Source organism: Actinotignum sp. usb-actsch-rep-73 (assembly GCF_059082735.1).
The window spans coordinates 1-21,746 of sequence record NZ_JBHNPV010000023.1 but is presented as its reverse complement, the minus strand read 5'-3'; the positions used below and the strand labels follow the sequence as shown (position 1 = coordinate 21,746).

Below are 21,746 nucleotides of genomic sequence, written 5' to 3'. Positions count from 1 at the left end.
AGGACGAAAAGAATGTCGATTTTCCTTAACTCTGACTCCCGTGTCATCGTCCAGGGTATGACGGGCGCTGAAGGCCGCAAGCACACGCAACGGATGCTGAGCGCCGGCACGACCATTGTTGCTGGCACTAACCCGCGCAAAGCCGGCACCAGTGTCGACTTTGACGTGGTTGGCTACGGCCCGGCCGCTGACCGGGTCGAAAACGGAACAGTGTCCGTACCCGTGTACGCCACTGTTGCTGAAGCAAAAGAAGCAACGAACGCGAACACTTCCGTCATCTTCGTTCCGCCGGCCTTCGCGAAGGGAGCCGCACTTGAAGCGATTGATGCTGGCATCGAAACGATCGTTGTGATCACCGAAGGTATTCCTGTCGCAGACTCAACCGTTTTCGTGTCGCATGCACTGAAGAAGGGTGTTCGTCTGATTGGCCCGAACTGCCCAGGCATCATTAGCCCAAACCAATCAAACGTTGGTATCACACCAGCAGACATCACCGGTCCGGGTCGCATCGGCCTAGTTTCTAAGTCCGGCACGCTCACGTACCAGCTCATGTACGAACTCCGCGACTTTGGTTTCACCACCTGCCTTGGCATCGGTGGCGACCCGGTGGTCGGAACCACCCACATCGATGCCTTGGCGGCGTTCGAAGCCGACCCCGACACCGATCTGGTTGTGATGATCGGCGAAATCGGTGGCGACGCAGAAGAACGAGCAGCTACCTGGATCAAGGAAAACATGACGAAACCCGTTGTCGCCTACGTTGCTGGTTTTACAGCCCCCGAAGGCAAGACCATGGGGCACGCTGGCGCGATCGTTTCCGGTTCTTCCGGTACTGCTGCGGCAAAGGCCGAGGCCCTAGAAGCAGTTGGTGTTCGCGTCGGTCGGACTCCGTCGCAGACCGCTCAGCTTGCTCGAGAAATCCTCTCAAAGTAGTTGCACACTATGCCGGTTTTGGCAGGGCAAACTGAAGAGGCCGGAAGCGAACAGAACACAAACTCTGCAAACGGAGTGGCCAGAACACAAACTCTGAAAGCGATCTGATCTCGCTTCCACACTGAGGTAGGTCTCAATCTGACGGTGGCCGGTGGTGCGAAAGCCCTACCGGCCACCGGTGCGTCATGATGGATAACGCTATGAACGTTACGCCTGAGACTTCACCAAGCGTCACCACAACGACGTACGCTCCGACGCGGAAAACTATTCGCGTGAGCATGCCTGACGGTTGGGCGCGCGCCATGCTTTCGGGCGTTGAAGCAGCATTCGTCGGTTGGGCTACCTGCGTTCTTATCGTCATGGGCTCCTTCCTGACGGTCGCGTCGAACCCGTGGGTGTCAAAAATCGGCTGGGACACGGTGTTCGCGTCCAGTTCGGATGTCTTCGGAGTCCTCTTCGGCGCATCAGTTCATACAGAAACCGTCACCTATCACGCCATCCCCACTCTTGTGTCGATCGGCCTCGTTGTGTTGCTCCGACTCTTCTTGCGCGGAGGCGAAGAGTTCTCGCCATCGTCGAACTGGTTCGCCGTTCCTGCTTTCACTGTGATGACCGCTTTCCTGATCGGTTCGGGTGCTTCGTATGTGCGCTGGTGGGAAGCGATGCCGGGTGCCCTATTCGTTTCGCTTCTCGCGTCGGCGTGGGCGTTTTTTTCTTGTGGTGACCATCCACTTCGCCGGTGGGGAGTCCCGCGCCTCATTCGTTTAGGAATTCGCGAGGCCGCAATCGCACTCACAGTCGTCGTCGGATCTGCGGCGGTTCTTACTCTGATCGCCCTTCTTACTCATACCTCACAAATCGCGGGGATCCACCAGCTCCTGCTCACGACATCTCCAATTGAGGACGCGCTTGTTGGACTCGGTCAGTTATTTTTCGCCCCAACAATCTTGGCGTGGACGTTGGCTTGGTTTGCTGGACCCGGATTCTGGGTCGGAGTCGATGCGCTTCATTCGCCCACGTCAGCCCCAACTTTGCCGATCCCAGGTATCCCTGTCTTGGGCGCGATGCCCAATATCACTCCAAGCTATTGGACGATCCTCGTTCCGATTGCGATCGGTTTTGGCATCGGTATGTGGCGCGGAAGGAAGCGTCGGCAAGCATCGCTTCGTGAACAGTTTGTTCTTTCCGCTGTCGCATTTGTCGTGATCGGTGTTGGCTTCTGGATGTGGATGGCCATGTCAACCTTTCAGCTGGGGGCGACGCGCATGGCATTCCTAGGGCCGCATGTCGGTCCGACTACTGTGGCTCTGCTCAGCGAAGTTGGTTTGGCGTTTGTATTTGGTTGGGTGATCGTTCACCCGCGCTCGTTGAAGTGGATGCGCGATCAATGGGAGCTTTCGCTTCTTGACGCTGGGCAAACGGCTCCGTCTTCGACCGCGCTTGTTGAAGAATCGCCCTCCGATGTTTCGGCTTCAGACGTGCCTGTTTCGACCGCGCTTGTTGAAGCAGAAGAGACTCCGGAACCGGATGAAATTGATACTGACCCGACCGAGGAAGAACTCGAGGTTTTGGTGAACAAGCGCGCCGATGACACCCTCAAAGAATCCCAGTCGGAACCTGAACTTGTTCCATGGACACCGACTCCCCAAGTTGTTGAGCCGACGGTGAAGTCTCCGGCTCAGCAGGAAGCTGAACAAGCGCGCTCCGAAGATGCGCTTGCAACTGAGCGTCTTGACCTCTCTTCGCTCTCGATCGGTGAACAAGCGCGCTTGGAAGAGAGCGAATGAACACCGAACCGACTCATTGATCTGTGCACGCTCCGCTTGAACAAGCGCGGTTAACTGTTCTGGTATCCGGCGAAGGCTCCAACAAGCGTGCGCTTGTTCAAGCGTGCGAAGATCCCGCGTTCGGCGCCACGGCGCTTCTAGTGGGTGCAGACAGGGAGTGTTCAGCGATCGACTGAGCGAAGGAACGAGGCCTCGCGCACTTTGTTTGCTAGTTTCTCACTTTGAAACGCGCGAAGACTGGGACGCTGAGCTTCGACGGAACCTTGAACAAGCGCGGTCGGCCTCGTCGATAACTGGCACGCGGAAGGCGAATGTGGGGCGAATCCCTCACTGGACCTGCTTGGAACGCACACGCGCTACGGGATACGATCGCCGTAGGTTGCAACTGGCGAGGGTGGATCACCACCGGGGAGCAACCCGAAGTACCCGTGAGGCGTCGCCCGCCTGGGCGCCGGGCATGATCAACCATTACTGGAGGAACCCATGTCCGTTCGCCTGGACAATCTCGAAGCTATTGACGTCCGCCCCATTACCCGCGCTCTTATTTCCGTCTATGACAAGACCGGTCTGATTGAGCTTGCCACCGCACTTGCTGGCGCTGGCGTTGAAATTGTTTCCACCGGCTCGACCGCCGCGAAGATCGCAGAAGCTGGCGTCCCGGTTACCCCCGTTGACGACGTCACCGGTTTCCCCGAGGTCCTCGAAGGTCGCGTGAAAACCCTTCACCCGATGATTCACGCGGGCATTCTTGCTGATCAGCGCAAGGCTGACCACCGCGAGCAGATCAGTGAACTCGGCGTGAAGGCATTTGACCTGGTTATTTGCAATCTCTACCCGTTCGCTCAGACGGTTGCCGGCGGGGGTAACTTCGACGAATGCGTCGAGCAGATTGATATCGGTGGCCCGTCCATGGTGCGTGCAGCGGCGAAGAACCATCCGTCGGTTGCAGTCGTGACCTCGCCCGATTCCTACGCTGCGGTTATTGAAGCTGCCCGGGCTGAAGGTTTCACGCTGAAACAGCGTCGCGAACTGGCAGCACGCGCCTTCGCACATACCGCAACTTACGATCTGGCCATCTCCGGCTGGTTTGCCGATCAGCTCGATCTGGACGATGTACGCGACGAATTGGACGAGGCCTGCGAAACCCACCTCGACGCTTCCGATGCTGCGTTCCTTGAGTCCCTCGGGTTTGCCATCGACGGGGAAGCCGAAGAAATCGTCGAAGCTGACGACGAAGAAGGCGAAATGCCGGCGTTCGTCGCCGATGCTTTCGAACGCGTTGACTCCCTGCGCTACGGTGAGAATCCGCATCAGAACGCTGCCGTGTACCGCGAGATTGCCGACGAAGAAGACCTCGACGAAAACGAGCTTCTGCCCGGCATCGCCAATGCTCGCCAGCTGCATGGCAAGGCAATGAGCTACAACAACTACACCGACGGTGACGCTGCTCTGCGCGCCGCCTACGACCACGAGCGCCCCTGCGTCGCCATCATCAAGCACGCGAACCCCTGCGGTATCGCCGTTGCCGACGACGTCGCCGAGGCACATCGCAAGGCGCACGCGTGTGACCCCGTCTCCGCATTCGGTGGCGTGATCGCCGTGAACCGCCCGGTCACCGTTGAACTGGCTAAGCAGATCGTCCCGATCTTCACCGAGGTTGTGCTGGCCCCCGGATACGACGAGGGTGCGCTCGAGGTCCTGTCTGCGAAGAAGAATCTGCGTGTCCTGGAAGTTGCTCCGCTGGCAGTCGGTGCCAGAGAGTTCAAGCAGATTTCTGGTGGCCTGCTGGTTCAGGACCGCGATGACATCGATGCAGTCGGCGACGATCCGGCAAACTGGACGCTCGTCGCAGGTGAAGCCGCGGATGCTACAACCCTAGCTGACCTTGAGTTCGCATGGCGCACGGTTCGCGCCGTCCGCTCTAACGCGATCCTGCTGGTTAAGGATGAGGCTTCGGTCGGCGTCGGTATGGGACAGGTCAACCGCGTTGATTCCTGCAAGCTTGCAGTCGAACGCGCAAACACGCTGGGAGGTCGCTCTACCGGTGACGCGGCCAAGGATGCGGGCGCAGATATTCAGTCCGCTGGCGGTGCGCGCGCAGAAGACATTCTTGGCGCAAAAACTGAGCAGCGTTCCATCGGCGCGGTTGCCGCATCCGATGCGTTCTTCCCCTTCGCTGATGGCCTGCAGGTCCTGATTGATGCCGGCGTGAAGGCTGTCGTCCAGCCTGGCGGATCCGTCCGCGACGAAGAATCCATCGAAGCTGCGAAGGCTGCTGGCATCACGATGTACATGACGGGCACGCGCCACTTCGCACACTGACCTGCATTTCGGCGAGGTTGTTGGAAACGGCGACATCGTCCACTGATTATCCCCCTGCTGGAACGCTCCGGCAGGGGGAATTTCATCTGAGTACACTGCCGTGTGCGAAGGAAAGGTGAACAAGCGCGGTAAAGTGGCGAGTTGCAAGGAACACCTAGAGCACGCGGAACCGAGAGACTGTGGTGCCTCTTTTTGAGCCTCTGACACCCTGAAATCAGGCTCGAAGCTACAGCCCCGCGTCTGGATGTTCGGGGAAGAGTGGCATGACGCCCGGGATGTGACTGTGCGCAGTCAGAGGGTTCGTGGGAATCTCGAAAGCGACTTCCAAGAATGGGCGCAGTAGATTCGCCAGGTCGTCAGGCTGTCCGTCGGAGACGAAGATGACGTTCGGGTGCAGCTTCTCGGACTCGACGAGATCCAAGATAACGCGCGCATCCCCGCGTTCTGAATCAACCCAATACACGGTCCAATCCGGGCCCAGAGCAGACTGCCCCGAAACGATGAAACGTCGTACTCGGCACCCTGGTGGAAGCGCTGTCACAACATCTTCATCCAAGTCGATCATGATCCGCGGGCCGCTGACTGCACGCAGGTTACCTTGCCCCAATTCGCGCGGGTCATTCACGGTCAGCGTCGACAGGTCGATACTTGCCGACTGATCATCGTGCCCCGGAGCTCCGGCAAGATGAGCGAGCTGTTCGGCGAGTTTCCACGTAAAAATCTCCGGGCGGACGTCGAGCATATCCGGCGCAGACCAGCGGAACTTACAAACTGCAAGGAACCATTGTAACGGGTCAACTCCATCAAGGAGGAGCCCCTCGCGCAGGTAAAGAGCGCGTTGCATTACCGCGTCGCGCACCGGATCATCGGCGAGCTTGCGCGCCTTCTTCAAGCGACGGTGAAAACGCTTTTGCGCCGAAGCATAGTCGTCGCCGTCAACCCACTGATCGCCCGGCCAGTTGTGCAGTCGAACAACCTCTTCACGCAGAGAAAACTGCTCGCCAACATAACCGCGATCAGCAAGCACGGTGTCCCATGCCTGCACGATTTCCAAGGCGTGAGCGAATGGTGCGGGTACTTCGAGGTGAGGGATGACTGCAAGCTCCTGCCGTGCCGTTGACGCTCGCCAAGCAACAAATTGCGCGTGCGTGACAGGCTGGCCGTCGATGTCGCCCCAGCGTGGGTCGCTGGCTCTCGTTCGGGTTGCCTCGGCCCAGTTCACGAGGCCGGCCAGCAGTTTCTTACGTGGAACATCTGGGGTGTGGGCCGGAGCAATCGTGGGGTCTTGGGCATCAAATGCTCCTTCGATGTGCGCAACTGCTTTCAAGAGGAGGTTCCAGTTTGGAAGCTTTACGCGCTTCTTCGAGGCGAGTGCGACGGGGCTGAGGAACTGATCGATCAACCATGGGACGTCTCGGGAGTGAGCGATGCTGGCGATCTGGTCTCGAGCCACTTGCAGGGGAGCGTTTAATTCCGCGATGAGTGGGAGCGCTTGACGCTCTGCGTTGGAAAGCTTGCGACCGTCCGGGAAGCGTTTATGACTGCCGTGTTTGCCACGTTCGAGCATGAAAGCGCCGAAGGCTGGCATCTGGTGGTCGTTGGCAGGCATGAGTCTATTGTGTCGTACCTCTAGGTTTTCTTGCGCTCAACCGACCGCGCTTGTTCAAGAAACGAGGTGCTTGAACGGGCTTCATTGACCGCGCTTGTTCAAGCATCTGTGGGTTTTTGGCCGCGCTTGTTCACCGGATGGGGAGCGAGACGGGGACGCACAGCCTCGTATTTTTGAGTGGCGATTGGTGAACAAGCGCGGTGGTGAGTGGGGTGGGATTGGTGAACAAGCGGGGTGGTGAGTGGGGTGGGATTGGTGAACAAGCGCGGTGGTGGGGAGCGGGTTGAGACGCGTTGAACGCTCGCGCGGGTCGTTTCGCTGACGAGCGGCAGGTACGATTGAGCCATGAATTCAACTCCTCGCCCCGTCCTCGTCGTTGATTTTGGCGCACAATACGCGCAGCTGATCGCCCGTCGCGTTCGTGAAGCCTCCATTTACTCTGAGATCGTTCCTCACACCATGTCGGTCGCCGACATGCTGGCGAAGGACCCGGCAGCGATCATCCTGTCGGGTGGCCCGTCCTCCGTGTACGAAGAGGGCGCTCCGTCGATTGACCCCGCAATCTTTGATGCCGGTGTTCCGTTGCTTGGTATCTGCTACGGCTTCCAGACAATGGCCGCTGTCCTCGGAGGAACCGTCGGTCGCACTGGCACCCGCGAATACGGGCATACGGACGCTTCCGTCGGCACCTCGTCCTGCCTCTTCGCTGGCACTCCCGCTGACCAGGTCGTGTGGATGAGCCACGGTGATGCAGTCCAGGCGGCTCCCGAAGGGTTCGAGGTCACCGCATCCACCTCCGAAACCCCGGTTGCAGCGTTCGAAGATCGCTCTCGCAAGCTGTTCGGTCTGCAATGGCATCCCGAGGTCGGCCACTCGCAGTGTGGCCAGGACGCTCTGAAGAACTTCCTCTACGAAGGCGCTGGACTGGAACCCTCATGGACCGCAGGCTCCATCATTGACGAACAGGTCGAGGCGATCCGCAAGCAGGTTGGCGACGCTCAGGTGATCTGCGCGCTCTCCGGCGGTGTTGACTCTTCCGTGGCAGCAGCGCTGGTTCACAAGGCAGTCGGTGACCAGCTCACCTGCTTCTTCATCGACCACGGTCTGCTCCGCGCGGGCGAACGCGAACAGGTCGAAGGCGACTATGCGCGAGGCATGGGCATCCGCGTTGTGACCTGCGATGAATCCGAACGATTCCTCAGCGCGCTCGCGGGCGTTTCCGATCCGGAAACCAAGCGCAAGATCATCGGTCGTGAGTTCATTCGCTCATTCGAGGCTGCTCAGAAGCAGGTCATTGAACAGATCGGTGCGGAAGGTGGCGAGGTCAAGTTCCTCGTTCAAGGCACCCTGTACCCGGACGTTGTCGAATCCGGCGGTGGCGAGGGCGCAGCAAACATCAAGAGCCACCACAACGTTGGTGGCCTGCCCGACGACATGAAGTTCGAGCTCGTTGAGCCCCTGCGCACGCTGTTCAAGGACGAGGTCCGCGCTGTTGGTCGCGAGCTCGGTCTGCCCGACTACCTGGTTGAGCGCCAGCCCTTCCCGGGCCCGGGCCTCGGTATTCGCATCATCGGCGAGGTCACGAAGGAACGCCTCGACATCCTGCGTGCAGCTGACCTGATTGTTCGCGAAGAGCTGACTGCTGCTGGCCTCGATTCTGAAATCTGGCAGTGCCCGGTCGTTCTGCTTGCAGATGTTCGTTCCGTGGGTGTTCAGGGTGATGGTCGCACCTATGGCCACCCGATCGTCCTGCGTCCCGTTTCTTCGGAAGACGCGATGACCGCAGACTGGACCCGCCTGCCGTACGACGTGCTGGCGAAGATCTCGACGCGCATCACCAACTCGGTTGCTGAAGTGAACCGCGTGGTGCTGGACGTGACGTCCAAGCCGCCGGCAACGATCGAGTGGGAGTAGGCTGATAGGGTTCTGGCCTGCACTTTTGAGTGCCGCACTGTACTCCTGAGTTTCGTTTCGTATGAAAGTCATAGCAAAGCCGCCAGCAACGGAGGCTTTCGAGCTGAGCGAGGCCAAGGAGGAACGGCTCTCGCAGATCATCGCCGAGATCAACAGTCGCACCGGCAAGTCCTACGACAACGACGTTGCCGTAAAGGCTATGCTGCAAATCCGCGACCTTCTGCTCAAGTCCGAAAAGCTCAAGGCGTCCGCGAAGAATAACACGGTGAAAGACTTCGAGTTCTCCTATTTCGACGACATCGACGACGCCCTCATCGAGGGGCTTTCGCAGAATCAGGACTTCTTCTCGCTGCTGCTGAGCAACGACGAGATAAAGAGGCAGGTTCTGGGCATTTTCACCGACGAGATATACCAGAGCCTGAGAAGCGCGTAAGGAGCTAGCCATGTTCGATGCATTCCGACTTAAAGAGGTGCTCGTAGAGTACAAAAGGGACTTCGTCGCCACCCAATGGGGAAACGAGCGGTATAAGTGGGAGGCCGTGAAGCACTTCCAGGACAACTGGGACGTGAACGCGCCGGACTTCGCAGGCATGCTCGAGCGGTCGCTGTCCAAGACCTACAACCTGCTCGCATCGATGAACAACTTCCCGGCGCGGATGATTGTGAACTTCGCCAACACCGCGCCCGAGGAGGTGCGGTCGATGTTCATCGCACTCTTCGACGAGAGCGTAGACTATTACGAGCGCATAGAGGCGTTCAAGCAGGGGTCGACCACGCTGCTGGAGAAGTACGGCAACGGCGCAGGTCAGCACTACCAGTACGAGAACGCCATCACCACCTACCTGTGGCTGCGCTACCCGGACAGGTACTACATTTACAAGTTCGGCGAGGTCAAGAAGGCGGCGGACGGACTCGACGCGAGCTATCGTTTCAAGAAGGGTGCCTACGCCGACAACGTGCGCAGCCACCTCGCGTTCTACGATGAGCTGTGCGAGGAGCTGCAGAAGGACGACGAGCTTAGCGCCATGCTGCGCTCACAGCTCACGTCCGAGTGCTACCCAGACCCGCAGCTGCGCACGCTCACCATCGACGTGGGCTTCTACATCAGCCGCTACGTCTCGGGAAACCAGAAGGGCGCGTCGGCGGCGGACTGGTTCCCCTCCAAGGACGAGTACGACCCCGGCCTCACCTCGGACGAATGGCTGGCGTTGCTCGGCGACGAGGCCGTGTTCACCGAGGGCAGTCTCGAGATAGTAAAGCGCCTGAAGGACTACGGCGGCCTTGCCTCGTGCAAGCAGCTCTCGGTGAAGTATGGCGAGTCAAGCAACTTCTACCTGTCCGGTTCGGTGGCGCTCGCCAAGCGCGTTGTGGACAAGACTGGATGCCCTGTGATGCAGGGCGACACCACGAACTCCAAGTGGTGGCCGGTGCTCTACACCGGCAGGCACGCCGAGAAGGACGAGGAGGGCAGCTACATCTGGCGGCTGCGCGACGAGCTGTCCGAGGCGCTCGGACGCTTCGACACCGATGGCGTCGCTCTGTTCGTCGCCGCCTCCGAGGGCGAGGGCGCGAGGGGCTACTGGTGGCTCAACGCCAACCCCAAGATTTGGAGCTTCTCGGGGCTGCCGGTCGGCGAGGTGAAGTCGTACACCCTCTACAACGAGAACGGCAACAAGCGCCGCATCTTCCAGAACTTCCTCGATGCCAAGGCCGGTGACATGGTCATCGGCTACGAGTCCAACCCCGTGAAGCAGGTCGTGGCCATCGCCAAGATAACGTCCGAGCAAGATGGCGAGCAGCTCTACTTCGAGAAGGTAGAGGGGCTTGCAACGCCCATCGACTACCAGACGTTGCACGACTGCCCCGAGCTCGAGAAGATGGAGTACTTCGTCAACCCGCAGGGTAGCCTCTTCAAGCTTACCCCCGGCGAGTACGACTTCATCCTCGACCTCATCCGCGAGGAGAACCCCATCGCCGACGAGAAGGCCGTCGAGACGTACACGCCCGACGACTTCCTCGAGGAGGTCTACATGACGGAGGAGCGGTACCGCCACCTCGTCGCAGTGCTCAGGAACAAGAAGAACGTCATCCTTCAGGGCGCTCCGGGCGTGGGTAAGACCTTCGCCGCCAACCGGCTGGCATGGTCGATAATGGGCGAGAAGGACGACAGCCGCATCGAGTTCGTGCAGTTCCACCAGAATTACTCCTACGAGGACTTCATGATGGGCTACAAGCCCGCTGGTGAGACGTTCGAGATGAAGTACGGGGTGTTCTACCGCTTCTGCCAGAAGGCCGCAAACCGCCCGGACAAGGACTTCTTCTTCATCATCGACGAGATCAACCGTGGCAACATGTCCAAGATATTCGGCGAGCTGCTGATGCTCATCGAGCGGGACTACCGTGGGCACAAGGCGACACTCGCCTACAACGGGCTGCCCTTCAGCGTGCCGGAGAACCTCTACATCATCGGCATGATGAACACCGCCGACCGCTCGCTTGCGATGATCGACTACGCGCTGCGCCGTCGTTTCTCGTTCTTCGAGATGGAGCCGGGCTTCGACTCGGAGGGTTTCGCCGCCTACCAGAAGGCTTTAGACAACGAGACGTTCGACGAGCTGATTGCCAAAGTGAAGGAGCTCAATGCGGAAATCGCCCGAGACAAGTCTCTTGGCGCGGGATTCTGCATCGGCCACAGCTATTTCTGCGGGCGCGACGCGTGCGATGAGGAGTGGCTGCAGGAGGTCGTGGACTACGACATCCTACCCATGCTCTCCGAGTACTGGTTCGACGACGAGGCCAAGGTCAAGCGTTGGGAAAACGTTATGCACGGGGTGTTCCAGCGATGATCAAGGACAAGAGCATATTCATCAAGAACGTCTACTATATGCTCTCCTACGCCTTCCAAGACCTGCGACCCGACCGCGAGGACGACGTCGCGGGCGAGGAGTTCGAGCGCATCCACGACCTGCTCGCGATGATTCTCGCGAAGGGCATAGCCCGCCAGCTCAAGCAGGGGCTGCATCGCGAGTACCTGAACCGCGCCGAAGACCTCACCTCGCTTCGCGGCAAGGTCAACATGCCCGGTACGCTGAGGAACCGGCTCGCCCACAGGCAGGTCGTCTCATGCGAGTTCGACGAGCTTTCCGAGGACAATCTGCTGAACCAGGTGCTCAAGACAACGTCGATGATCCTGCTGCGCCACGGCAACGTGAGCGCCGAGCACCGCGACGAGCTGAAGAAGCGGATGCTGTTCTTCACGGGCGTCGAAGAGGTGGATCCTTCGGCCATCCGCTGGTCTTCCATCCGATTCACGCGCAACACGCAGAGCTACCGCATGCTGCTGTCGGTGTGCCAGCTCGTGCTGCAGGGGATGCTGCTGACGAGCGAGCGCGGCGAGATGCGCCTCATGACCTACATCAAACCGAAATACATGGAACGCCTCTACGAGAAGTTCATCCTCGAGTACTATGCCGCCGAGTGCCGTATTGCCGATGCGAGCTCGCCGCAGATCAAGTGGGCTCTCGATGACGGCTTCGGGACGATGCTGCCAACCATGCAGAGCGACATCGTACTCAGCCGGGACAACCGCATCCTCATCATCGACGCGAAGTACTACACGCACTCGACGCAGGAGAGCTGGGATGTCCATACCATCCACTCCGGCAACCTGTACCAGATCTTCACCTATGTGAAGAACAAGGAGGCGGAACTTGAGCGGGCGGGTGTGCCACACGAAGTCTCCGGCATGCTGCTCTACGCCAAGACCGATGAGGAAATCCAGCCGGACAACACCTACCAGATGAGCGGCAACCGGATAAGCGCGAAGACGCTCGACCTGAACCAGCCGTTCGAGGCCATCCGCGCCCAGCTCGACGGCATAGCCGAGGCGCACTTCGTGAAGGAGACGATTGCGGTATGAGTGAAGCGGGAACAACCAATGCGGCTGAAATTGACGAGCTGGTGGCAAATCTGCGTGATTCCGCCGAGCGCGCCCTCGAGCTCAACGACCTCTCGGAGCTGAGCAGGCTCTCCTCGGCGCTCGAGACCTGCGCGAAGTTCGACGTCGAGTCCATCGAGGAGTTCGGGCTCAGTATGGCGACGCTGGAGCGGCGCGGCCAGGCGGGTGGCGAGGGGTACCGCCGCCTCGAGGCTGCGCGCGCCTACATGGCCGAGAACGGGCTCATGCCGCTCAAGACCCGCTACGGGGACGATGGCGGGTGCGTCGATGCCGGCGGCAACCCACGCGAGGGCCGCAGAGGGGACGAGCAGCAGCGCATCATCACCGCCGAGCGGCAGCGGGCCAGGCAGGACCAGCGCAGGGAGAGGGGCCGGAGATGATGGTGAGGATAGAGTACGAGGACGGCAGGACGACGCTGTTCGACACGCTCTCGTTCACGGAGGGCTCGCCGTTCTCCGGCGCGAACATGCTCACGGAGTTCGAGCTCGAGATGCGCGAGGAGCCCGAGAAGGGGCTCTGGCTCACGGCGAACTGGCATCAGGTGTGCGACGACTGGCGCGCCGACGCGCCCGCGGACGGCATCCCGGCGGCGCGCAGGTCCCGCGGGTGGCGCTTCATGCTGGCCTCGGAGGCCGAGCTCGCCCAAGCCCGGCCGCATCCTGCTCGACGGCGACGAGGCGTTCGCCCGGGTGCGCGGCTTCCTGTGCGACTCGGCCGCGATCGGCGCCTGCTACCGCGAGCACGTAGGCCCTCCCTCAAAACCGCTGAAGTCGCAGATAAGGGACCTGCAGCGCGCGCTGGGGAGAGCGGAGGTCCCGGGCGTGCCGGACGAGCTGGCGAGGCTGCTCGCCGAAGAGAAGGAAGAGGGCGCCGAGGAGGGCGCCCGCAAGGTCAAGGAAGATTGGGGTGACGTCGATGAAGAGGTTTGGTAGGTTCCTCAAGGCGGCGCTGAAGGTCACGCTGGGCTTTTTCGTCTGACTGTTCCGCGCTGTGTTCAAGTGGGTGATGTGAGAAGAGGAAACGAAAACCGTGTGGAAGCAACCTCGGAAAGCAGGAAAACGAATAAGGTCCCATGCTCGAGCATGGGACCTTATTCGTTAAACGGGTGGTTTATTCTCCCGTGTACGCGCCGACAAACAGCGGCGCATCGGCATCGTTGAACAGCGCGAACACGAAGGGTCGGTTGAAGACGAGCCTGACGGGCTCGGGCGGGTCCATCGGCAGAGCCCCAGCGCGGCAGGCAAACAGCGTGAAAGCTGCGCCCTCGGCCCCGTTGGGGTCGAGCTTGAGCATCGAGCTCTGTATCGCCCTGTCAAGCATTGTGTCCGCCTCGGTGAGGCTGCCGAGCTGGGCCTCGGGCGAGAAGAGCCGCCGCACTCCCATGGCCTTCATGGTGGAATCGAGACTCATGCCTTCCGTCTTCAGGTCGAGCTCGGGGACGACAAGCCCGATGCCTCCTTCGGGATGCTCGACGCCCTTCCTATCACGGCATCGGGAGATCAAGCTCCACGCCGAACCGCTCCCGATGAACTCTTCGATGCTGGCCGTTTCATCGGGCATGGCAAACACGGCTTGCGCTCCCGACTCCATGTGCCAGGTCACTGCGGTGCCGCCCGCTTCCCTGATAAGGTCTTCATAGAAGCTGAACCCGCCCATCATCGTGACGGTCGGAGTGGAGCTGGCGGCATGGAACAGCATATCCGTTTCTTCATCGTCCAGACGGTTGATCCACGTGTCCTTGAAGCGCATCGCGCTCATGAGGGCGAGCGTCGTCGAGGCATCGAGCTGCGGAGCCGAAGTGAACTTGCCTCCAGTGTTCTCGGCGAGCCAGCTCGACATCCGCGAATGAGCTTCTTCGCTGGCGGGGTTCGCCTCGACCGCCTTGCCATTCATATCGCTAATCGACTCTGCGTACGATCCGTGAAGCGGCGCTCGGTCGGGATCGGCCCAGATTGACGTGCCGATGGTGAAGCTGTAGTTGTCAGGCAGGCTTTCAGAGGGTTCACCGAAGAGCGCGGCGTGGGCGGCTTCTCGCGCATCCGCGTCGCCGAGCACCGTATCGATCTCGGCGAGCGTCTCCGCCTCCGCACCCCTTGCGAGCGCCTCGAGCGCAACCTGGAGGCACGCGGGCGAGGAAACGAAGCTCTTGCCGTCTCTGAGACCGATCTCGAGAAGCCGTGCGGCTATGGAGTCGAGCCCCTGTTCTGGGCTGGGCGCCAAGGCGATTTCTTTCATCTCCGCGGGGCTATCGGACACTGACGGCTCGGGTCCCCTTTCCGCGAGGGCTCGGGCGCGCTGGTCCTTCTCGACGATGAAGCGCTTGTGGTAGAAGAGGTCCGCGAAATCCAGGATTCTCTTCATCTGCGCGCTGTCGAACAGCGCCCCGAAGCCCGCGCCGATGACGGGGACCATCTTCCCGACGGTCTCGAGCGTCATCTTCTGCCCGATCTGGGTGAGCGCCTTCTTGAACACTCCAGCCTCGAGCGCCTTCTTGCCGCCGTTCTCGACCGCCTTGCGGGCAGCGCCGTTGGCAAGCGCGCGGATCTGGGCTATCGCGAGGGCGGCGCCGCCCTGCTCGACCATCGCCGACCAGCCCTTCTTCGCGGTCTGCTTGACCACTGCCGCTTCCGCGTAGACGAGGGCCTTGCCGATATACTCGCTCGAGGCGTCGACTTTGGCCTTGGGAGCGAGGGCGCTCTTGAACACCTCGCTCGCGATGACGAGCTCGGACGGGTCGTCTTTGACGTCGTAGCCGTAGAACATGGCGACTGACTGGACGGCCCTGAAATAGATGAGCATGCTGAGGACGAGGTTGGCGGGCAGACCCCAGAAGCCCGCGGCGCCCGTGCCTCCGCCTTCGGCGAGGGCTATGCCCATGTGGTGCAGCCTTTCGTTCGCGGACACTGCGGCGACGTCGTAGGCGCGCAGCAGGCATATCTCGGAGAGCGAGGAGACCTTCTGTTCCTGCTTGCCCTCGTTGATACGGGAAATGACGTACTCCCTGCTGACGCTCGCCTTCGCCGCCTGCTTCTCGAGTTCCCCGAATCCCTCTGCTGCCGCCTTGATGGCGTTTGCCATAAGTTCCTGCTCGGTTAACCCGTTGAGAGCGTCCTTCGCGGCCTTCCCAGCCTTATTGGCGAGGGCCTTCATGGGCGCGGGCACCGCCTCGCCGATCTGCTTACCAGCCTTCGCGAGTGTGCCGGGCGATGTAAGCTTCTCGTAGCGTTTCGCGAGGGTTTCAATCTCGTTGAACTCTCGCTCGTCGAGCGCGGGGTCCGGCATGATATACGAGCCGTCCTCGCCGACGAGGTTTCCCTCGAATACCTCTCCGTATTCGCCCCCGAATGCCTGGTGGGTCTTTTTTGCTCCGGCCTTGATCGCCTCGGCGCCGGCATTCACGGCTTTTGCACCCGCATCCGCGGCATCTGCAACGCCGGCTACCAACCTGTCTAAAAGGCCGCCTTTCTTCATATGGCCCGAATCGACTATTTCGTCGTCCATCTTCGCCTCCTGGTTTCGAGAACTGCATTCTCTGTAGGGGATGTAATTCTCGCGTGGGACCTGCTTCGTTCGTGATTATTCCACCGTATGTGACGGGCGCATGTCAGACAGTGGGTGTTGGCGTCTTATAGATGCCAAAAAGCATGGATGCTTCCGCGTTATGAGAGGTTTTGGGCGATGAATTCGGTTGCTGCTTGTTGTTTACGCCGTGCTCAATCCCTGTCGTCGCCGGCGGCGCAGCAGGCGTAGGCCGTGAGCGTGAGGAGCCCCATGAGGAGCCCTATTCCGAAGGGCGCGAATTCCTTCCTCCGCTCCGTCAGCTCGTTTACTAGGTTGCACCGCGAATCTCTGGCGCACGCTAAGGCGCGCTAAGGCTTCGAAAGCGTTCGTCGTCGAATGTCGCGCTAACGATGTTGTGCGGTGTTTGCTTTGAGTTAAAATATCTTGTATTGCAAAAGTAATGTTTCGGGAGCATTCGATGAGTTACATAGAGCTAGTGAAGAATGGTGCTGATCCTGCTGAAATACAGCAATACCTCGCACAAGGTGAGCAGGTTGCCATTACCATCAGGCTTCCCGAGAACTTACGTGATGCTGCAAAGGCCGCAGCTGCACTCCAAGGGACGAACTTCAGTGCGATGGTCCGAGCCGGGCTTATCGCACAACTTGCTGATTGGGCTGAGGAGGTGACGCGATGATTAGCCTCGAAACCAGCACAATGCAGCTCATCGGAGGCGATCTTGACGGCATTCGCATCTGCCGTGTCGAGGGTGAGTCTCTGGTGACCAGCGTTATCCCCAGGGATAATCTCCTAGAGGCCAAACAGTTGCCGGATATCCCGCCTCGAGGGATCTGCTACCTTCTCGATGAAGACCACGGGAACCTAAACCGCGTTTACACGGGCCAGACAACTCAAGGCGTGACCCGATTGGACGCGCACAAGGCAAGGAAATCAATCTGGAACAGGGCCATCATATTCCTGGACCACGAGGCCAGCATCGACAGAGGTGTCCTCGACGCTCTTGAGGCAACATCGATTTCTTCCATCACTTCCCACGGCTCATACGAAACGGACAACGCGAACATTCCTCACTCCCAGATAGGCCCTGATAAAGAGGAATCTTCGATCCTCGAAGACAATCTCGAATTCAATTCTCCCAGTGCCACTGCCGTATTCGCGTTGGGCGGAAGGCGAAACGGCTGGACAGAATGGATAAACACTAGCGGCGACACACTAGAAGCTGTCTACAGGAAGGGAATGGGGTAGATGAACAAGCATCAGCTCGCATCGAAGATCTGGGAGTCAGCCAACAAGATGCGCTCCAAGATCGAGGCTAACGAGTACAAGGACTACATCCTGGGCTTCATCTTCTATAAGTTCCTGTCGGAAACAGAGATTCGCTGGTGCAAGGCGCACGACTTCGAGGACGAGGACATCCGAGCGCTTTCCGAGGACGACCGCGAGACTGTTGAGTACATCCGGAAGAACATCGGCTACTTCATCAGACACGAGAGCCTCTTCTCCACCTGGCTGTCCGAGGAGTTCGCAGACACAAGTCGTAAGTTCTCCGTCGACGACGTGCGAACCTCCATCTCGGCCTTCAATCGCAACATTAACCCGGCTCACAAGAAGGTGTTCGAGGGTATCTTCGAGACTCTTGAGACCGGCCTGTCCAAGATCGGCGAGAACGCCGCCGCTCAAACGAAGGCCATCCGTGACCTGCTGGACACTATCAAGGATATCCCCATGGGTGGCCGTGCTGACTACGACGTCCTGGGCTTCATCTACGAATACCTCATCTCCAACTTCGCCGCGAACGCCGGCAAGAAGGCCGGCGAGTTCTACACGCCCCACGAAGTTAGCCAGCTCATGAGCGAGATTGTGGCTGAGCACTGCAAGGAGAAGAGCGAGATCTCCATCTGCGACCCGACCTCTGGCTCCGGCTCTTTGCTCATTAACATTGGTAAGGCCGTCGCCAAGCGCGTGGGCAGCTCGGACGGCATCAAGTACTTCGCCCAGGAGCTCAAGGAGAACACCTACAACCTCACACGCATGAACCTGATCATGCGTGGCATCCTTCCCTCAAACATCACCGCGCGAAATGGCGACACCCTGGAAGATGACTGGCCCTACTTCGACGAGTCGGATCCCGCGGGTACTTACAACCCGCTCTATGTGGACGCGGTTGTCTCTAACCCGCCGTATTCCCAGCGCTGGGACCCTACCGACAAGGAGGTTGATCCGCGCTATGCATACGGTTTAGCTCCCAAAAGCAAGGCCGATTATGCATTCCTCCTGCATGACCTCTACCATCTGCGCCCCGAGGGCATCATGTGCATCGTTCTGCCCCATGGCGTGTTATTCCGCGGTGGTGAGGAGGGCCAGATCAGGCGCAACCTGTTGGAGAACCGCCATATCCAAGCCATCATCGGCCTGCCGGCCAATATCTTCTTCGGAACCGGTATCCCCACAATCATCATGGTGTTGCGCCAGAAGCGCGACGAGTCCGATGTACTGATCGTGGACGCCTCCAAGGGCTTTGAGAAGGTCGGCAAGAACAACAAACTGCGCGCATGTGACATCAAGCGAATCTCCGACGTCGTGTGTGAACGTAAGAGCGTCGAAGGCTTCAGCCGTCTCGTCTCTCTTGATGAGATCCGCTCCAACGACTACAACCTGAACATCCCGCGCTATGTGGACTCGTCGGATAGACCCGAGAGCTGGGACATCTATGCGAGCATGTTTGGCGGGATTCCCGCTAGTGAAGTCGATGAGCTTGAGCGGTATTGGAATGCTTGGCCGAGCCTGCGCGACCAGCTCTTCGCGGGCGACGGCGCGTACGTGATGCCCGCTGTGGAGGACGTCCGTGCGGCGATTGAGGCAAATCCTGATGTGGTGGCGTACCGCGAGTCGTTCAACGCATGCATGGAGCCCGTCATCGACTGGGTCCACGATGCGCTTGTCTCCGACCCGTGCGCGGTAGATGCCGCAAGGATGGAGCAGTCGATCGCCTCCAAGCTGTTCGAGGCTCTCGAAGGCATCGAGCTTGCCGATCCGTATGCTGCATACCAAGCGCTTGACGACACATGGACAGCGAATGTATCTCTCGACCTGGAGGTGCTCCAAACCGAAGGTATGTCCGCCGCCACCAAGGTTGACCCGCACATGGTGATCAAGAAGAAGAACAACAAGGAAGTCGAGGTTCAAGACGGCTGGGAGGGGCGCGTCATCCCGTTTTATCTGATCGAGGCGACGCTGCTCAAGGATCAATCCGATGCGATCAAGGCACTGGAAGAACAGCTGAGCGCATGCACGTCCGACATCGACCAAAGCGCCGAGGAGCTCTCCGAAGAGGAGCGCGAGGCCCTCTCGGAGGCGCTCGACGACGACAATGCGGCGTGGAAGGTCGCCGAGGTCAAGAAACTCGCGAAGGCTCTTGCTGCTGAGGTCAAAACAGATCCCGAGCTCAAGGGCTATGTCGCAACGCTGAAACGCGTCCAGGATCTCATCGATGAGCAGAAGAAGCTCAAGGGTCAGATCAAGACTGCCGGGGCCGAGCTTCATGCATCATGCAAGGAGACCATTGAAGCGTTGACTGACGAGCAAGTCCAAGAGCTTCTCTCCAAGAAATGGATTGCGCCGTTCGCAAACGCCGTGTACGGAATGCCAAGCGTCCTCGTTGATGACCTGGCCTCGAAGGTAGACGCCCTCAGCTCCAAATACGAAACGACGCTGAAAGACCTCAGCGAGCAGATCGAGGCGAGCGAGAGGGAGCTTTCCACCATGATCGACAACCTCGTGGGAGACGAGTTCGACATGGCCGGACTGGCTGAGCTTCAGAAGCTCCTTGGTGGTGAGTAAGTGGTGAGTAACGTGGAGAGCAGAAAACCAAAGATCAGGTTCAAGGGTTTCACTGACCCTTGGGAACAGCGTAAGTTGGGGGATACAGTAGGATCAACTTATGGTGGTGGCACTCCAAGCACATTGCATGATGAGTACTGGGGTGGCGTCATACCATGGATTCAATCCTCGAACGTCGTAGAAAACGAACTGTTTGACATCGATATCCCAAAGGCTATAACGCCGGAAGGGCTGAACAAATCAGCAGCCTTGCTTGTCCCCAAAAACTCTATCGCTGTGGTTACTCATGTCGGTGTTGGTAAGCTCGTTTACCTGCCTTTTCCCTATACAACGAGCCAAGATTTTGTCTCGCTTTCCGAGCTGAAAGGCGACGCGTCGTTCCTTTGTTATTCGATTTACAAGAAGCTTAATTCTGAGCTTCATATGGTTCAGGGTTCGGCAATTAAAGGAATTACAAAAGAAGAATTCCTCAGTAAAGAAATCAGCCTTCCGGGTGTCGAAGAGCAGGCTGCAATCGGCGATTTCTTCTCCCGTCTCGACCGCCTCATCACCCTTCATCAGCGTAAGTTGACCGCACTGAAAAATGTGAAGAAATCTCTCCTTGAGAAGATGTTTCCGAAACCCGGTGAGTTTGTGCCCGAAATACGATTCAAGGGTTTCACTGACCCTTGGGAACAGCGTAAGGCCTGCGATATCTTCGAGACGGTTGACGACCGAGGCTATCCGGACCTTCCTGTTTTGTCTGCAACGCAAGATCAAGGCATGATCAAGAGAGACGATTCCGGCCGATATGTTGGGCACGACAAAAGCAACGAGACAGGATACAAACGAGTTAGACCCGGTGACCATGTGGTTCATCTGAGGTCGTTCCAGGGAGGTTTTGCGCACTCTCCGTTGGAAGGCATCACTTCACCTGCATACACTGTCTTCGCAGCTAAAGAGCCTCAAATGCATAGTGACAGGTTCTGGAAGCACCGCTTCATGTCCCAGCGCTTTATCGAAAGCCTTTCAGTCGTCACCTACGGCATTCGCGACGGGAGAAGCATCAGCGTAGAAGAGTTCATGCTGCTGCCGTTGTTGTTCCCCGAAGTTGATGAACAGGCTGAGATTGGCAAGGTCTTGGATTCTCTCGACTCCCTCATCACCCTTCATCAGCGTAAGTTGACCGCACTGAAAAATGTGAAGAAATCTCTCCTTGAGAAGATGTTTGTTTAGGAGATACGTATGGCACTAGAGAATATATTGGGTCTCACGGATCAGGCAGAGCTTGCTCGCAAGGAAGAACGTCTCAGCAAGATACGTGCGCTTGAGCTTTTCGAAAAAGGCCTGCTCGACAAGCTCACTGCGGGCTCAGTGGAGAGCTTGTTCAAGATCCATGGGTACCTTTTTCAGGATGTTTATCCATTCGCCGGCAAGATTCGCACGGTGAATATTGCTAAGGGCGGTTTTCGATTCGCTCCCCTGATGTATCTTAAGTCAAGCTTGGATTCGATCGAAAAGATGCCCCAGTCTACCTTCGATGAGATCGTGGACAAATACGTCGAGATGAACATCGCCCATCCTTTTAGGGAGGGAAACGGCAGGAGTACGCGAATCTGGCTCGACCTCATTCTTAAAACGGAACTGGGAGAGGTTGTCGACTGGAGCAAGGTAGACAAGGAAGACTACCTACTTGCCATGGAGAGAAGCCCTGTTCGCGCCATTGAGATCAAGCATGTCCTGAAATCTGCGCTCACGACGGCGATTGACGACCGAGAAGTGTTCATGAAGGGCATCGACGCGAGCTACCACTACGAGGGATATTGCGTTTATAAAACTGAAGACTTGGGCCTTTCGAATGAATAAGACCCGAGTTAAACAT

The 21,746-nt window shown here is 58.8% G+C and carries 16 protein-coding genes and 1 riboswitch; of the genes, 14 read left to right on the top strand and 2 right to left on the bottom strand.

Annotation, left to right across the window (positions count from 1 at the left end; genetic code table 11):
• The first annotated feature begins 12 nt into the window (after nucleotides 1-12).
• The 3 genes from sucD to purH all read left to right on the top strand — a co-directional run bounded on the left by sucD (nucleotide 13) and on the right by purH (nucleotide 5,042).
• A complete protein-coding gene (gene sucD, locus AC5RE1_RS01435; RefSeq protein ID WP_006681537.1) occupies nucleotides 13-933 on the top strand; it encodes a succinate--CoA ligase subunit alpha in 921 nt (306 codons plus the stop codon).
• A gap of 278 nt (nucleotides 934-1,211) precedes the next feature.
• Nucleotides 1,212-2,720, top strand: a complete 1,509-nt coding sequence (locus AC5RE1_RS01430; protein WP_493938231.1) for a cell division protein PerM — start codon at nucleotides 1,212-1,214, stop codon at nucleotides 2,718-2,720.
• 371 nt (nucleotides 2,721-3,091) lie between these two features.
• A riboswitch (ZMP/ZTP riboswitch) is annotated at nucleotides 3,092-3,177 on the top strand.
• 26 nt (nucleotides 3,178-3,203) lie between these two features.
• Entirely contained in the window at nucleotides 3,204-5,042 is a 1,839-nt protein-coding gene (gene purH / locus AC5RE1_RS01425) for a bifunctional phosphoribosylaminoimidazolecarboxamide formyltransferase/IMP cyclohydrolase (protein ID WP_493938227.1), read from the top strand.
• A gap of 226 nt (nucleotides 5,043-5,268) precedes the next feature.
• Here the strand turns inward: purH and AC5RE1_RS01420 are convergent, their stop codons facing one another.
• Nucleotides 5,269-6,651: a hypothetical protein gene (locus AC5RE1_RS01420; RefSeq protein WP_103633089.1), complete on the bottom strand. Its 1,383-nt coding sequence runs from the start codon at nucleotides 6,649-6,651 to the stop codon at nucleotides 5,269-5,271.
• 345 nt (nucleotides 6,652-6,996) lie between these two features.
• On the opposite strand from AC5RE1_RS01420, the gene guaA reads away from it, so the two are divergent.
• The 6 genes from guaA (at nucleotide 6,997) to AC5RE1_RS01390 (ending at nucleotide 13,455) form a co-directional block, all read left to right on the top strand.
• The gene (gene guaA / locus AC5RE1_RS01415; protein ID WP_006681533.1) at nucleotides 6,997-8,565 is read left to right on the top strand and encodes a glutamine-hydrolyzing GMP synthase; all 1,569 of its coding nucleotides are present in this window, start codon (nucleotides 6,997-6,999) and stop codon (nucleotides 8,563-8,565) included.
• A gap of 61 nt (nucleotides 8,566-8,626) precedes the next feature.
• Complete coding sequence (locus AC5RE1_RS01410) at nucleotides 8,627-8,998, top strand: hypothetical protein (protein ID WP_218840337.1); 372 nt, start codon at nucleotides 8,627-8,629, stop codon at nucleotides 8,996-8,998.
• A gap of 10 nt (nucleotides 8,999-9,008) precedes the next feature.
• Nucleotides 9,009-11,411 carry an AAA family ATPase gene (locus tag AC5RE1_RS01405; RefSeq protein WP_179369909.1) on the top strand — a complete coding sequence of 801 codons (2,403 nt, stop codon included), beginning with the start codon at nucleotides 9,009-9,011 and terminating at the stop codon, nucleotides 11,409-11,411.
• Nucleotides 11,408-12,484 (top strand): 5-methylcytosine-specific restriction endonuclease system specificity protein McrC, encoded by a 1,077-nt coding sequence (gene mcrC, locus AC5RE1_RS01400; protein ID WP_179369908.1) that lies wholly within the window; start codon nucleotides 11,408-11,410, stop codon nucleotides 12,482-12,484. The genes AC5RE1_RS01405 and mcrC overlap by 4 nt, the downstream gene beginning before the upstream one ends.
• Nucleotides 12,481-12,903 (top strand): hypothetical protein, encoded by a 423-nt coding sequence (locus tag AC5RE1_RS01395; protein ID WP_285084458.1) that lies wholly within the window; start codon nucleotides 12,481-12,483, stop codon nucleotides 12,901-12,903. The genes mcrC and AC5RE1_RS01395 overlap by 4 nt, the downstream gene beginning before the upstream one ends.
• Before the next feature lie 309 nt (nucleotides 12,904-13,212).
• The gene (locus AC5RE1_RS01390) at nucleotides 13,213-13,455 is read left to right on the top strand and encodes a hypothetical protein (RefSeq protein WP_218840336.1); all 243 of its coding nucleotides are present in this window, start codon (nucleotides 13,213-13,215) and stop codon (nucleotides 13,453-13,455) included.
• 178 nt (nucleotides 13,456-13,633) lie between these two features.
• Here the strand turns inward: AC5RE1_RS01390 and AC5RE1_RS01385 are convergent, their stop codons facing one another.
• Nucleotides 13,634-16,024 carry a serpin family protein gene (locus AC5RE1_RS01385; protein WP_006681521.1) on the bottom strand — a complete coding sequence of 797 codons (2,391 nt, stop codon included), beginning with the start codon at nucleotides 16,022-16,024 and terminating at the stop codon, nucleotides 13,634-13,636.
• 478 nt (nucleotides 16,025-16,502) lie between these two features.
• Here AC5RE1_RS01385 and AC5RE1_RS01380 point away from each other — a divergent pair, with 478 nt between their 5' ends.
• From AC5RE1_RS01380 to fic, 5 genes are read left to right on the top strand one after another with little or no spacing between them, the layout of a single operon-like run.
• Nucleotides 16,503-16,721, top strand: a complete 219-nt coding sequence (locus AC5RE1_RS01380; protein ID WP_006681520.1) for a hypothetical protein — start codon at nucleotides 16,503-16,505, stop codon at nucleotides 16,719-16,721.
• Entirely contained in the window at nucleotides 16,718-17,290 is a 573-nt protein-coding gene (locus AC5RE1_RS01375; RefSeq protein ID WP_006681519.1) for a DUF4357 domain-containing protein, read from the top strand. The genes AC5RE1_RS01380 and AC5RE1_RS01375 overlap by 4 nt, the downstream gene beginning before the upstream one ends.
• Nucleotides 17,291-19,885: a type I restriction-modification system subunit M gene (locus tag AC5RE1_RS01370; RefSeq protein WP_006681518.1), complete on the top strand. Its 2,595-nt coding sequence runs from the start codon at nucleotides 17,291-17,293 to the stop codon at nucleotides 19,883-19,885.
• A 3-nt stretch (nucleotides 19,886-19,888) separates the two neighbouring features.
• Complete coding sequence (locus tag AC5RE1_RS01365; RefSeq protein ID WP_493938226.1) at nucleotides 19,889-21,100, top strand: restriction endonuclease subunit S; 1,212 nt, start codon at nucleotides 19,889-19,891, stop codon at nucleotides 21,098-21,100.
• 9 nt (nucleotides 21,101-21,109) lie between these two features.
• On the top strand, nucleotides 21,110-21,730 hold the full coding sequence (gene fic / locus AC5RE1_RS01360; protein WP_101627660.1) for a protein adenylyltransferase Fic: 621 nt from the start codon (nucleotides 21,110-21,112) through the stop codon (nucleotides 21,728-21,730).
• Nucleotides 21,731-21,746: the final 16 nt, after the last annotated feature.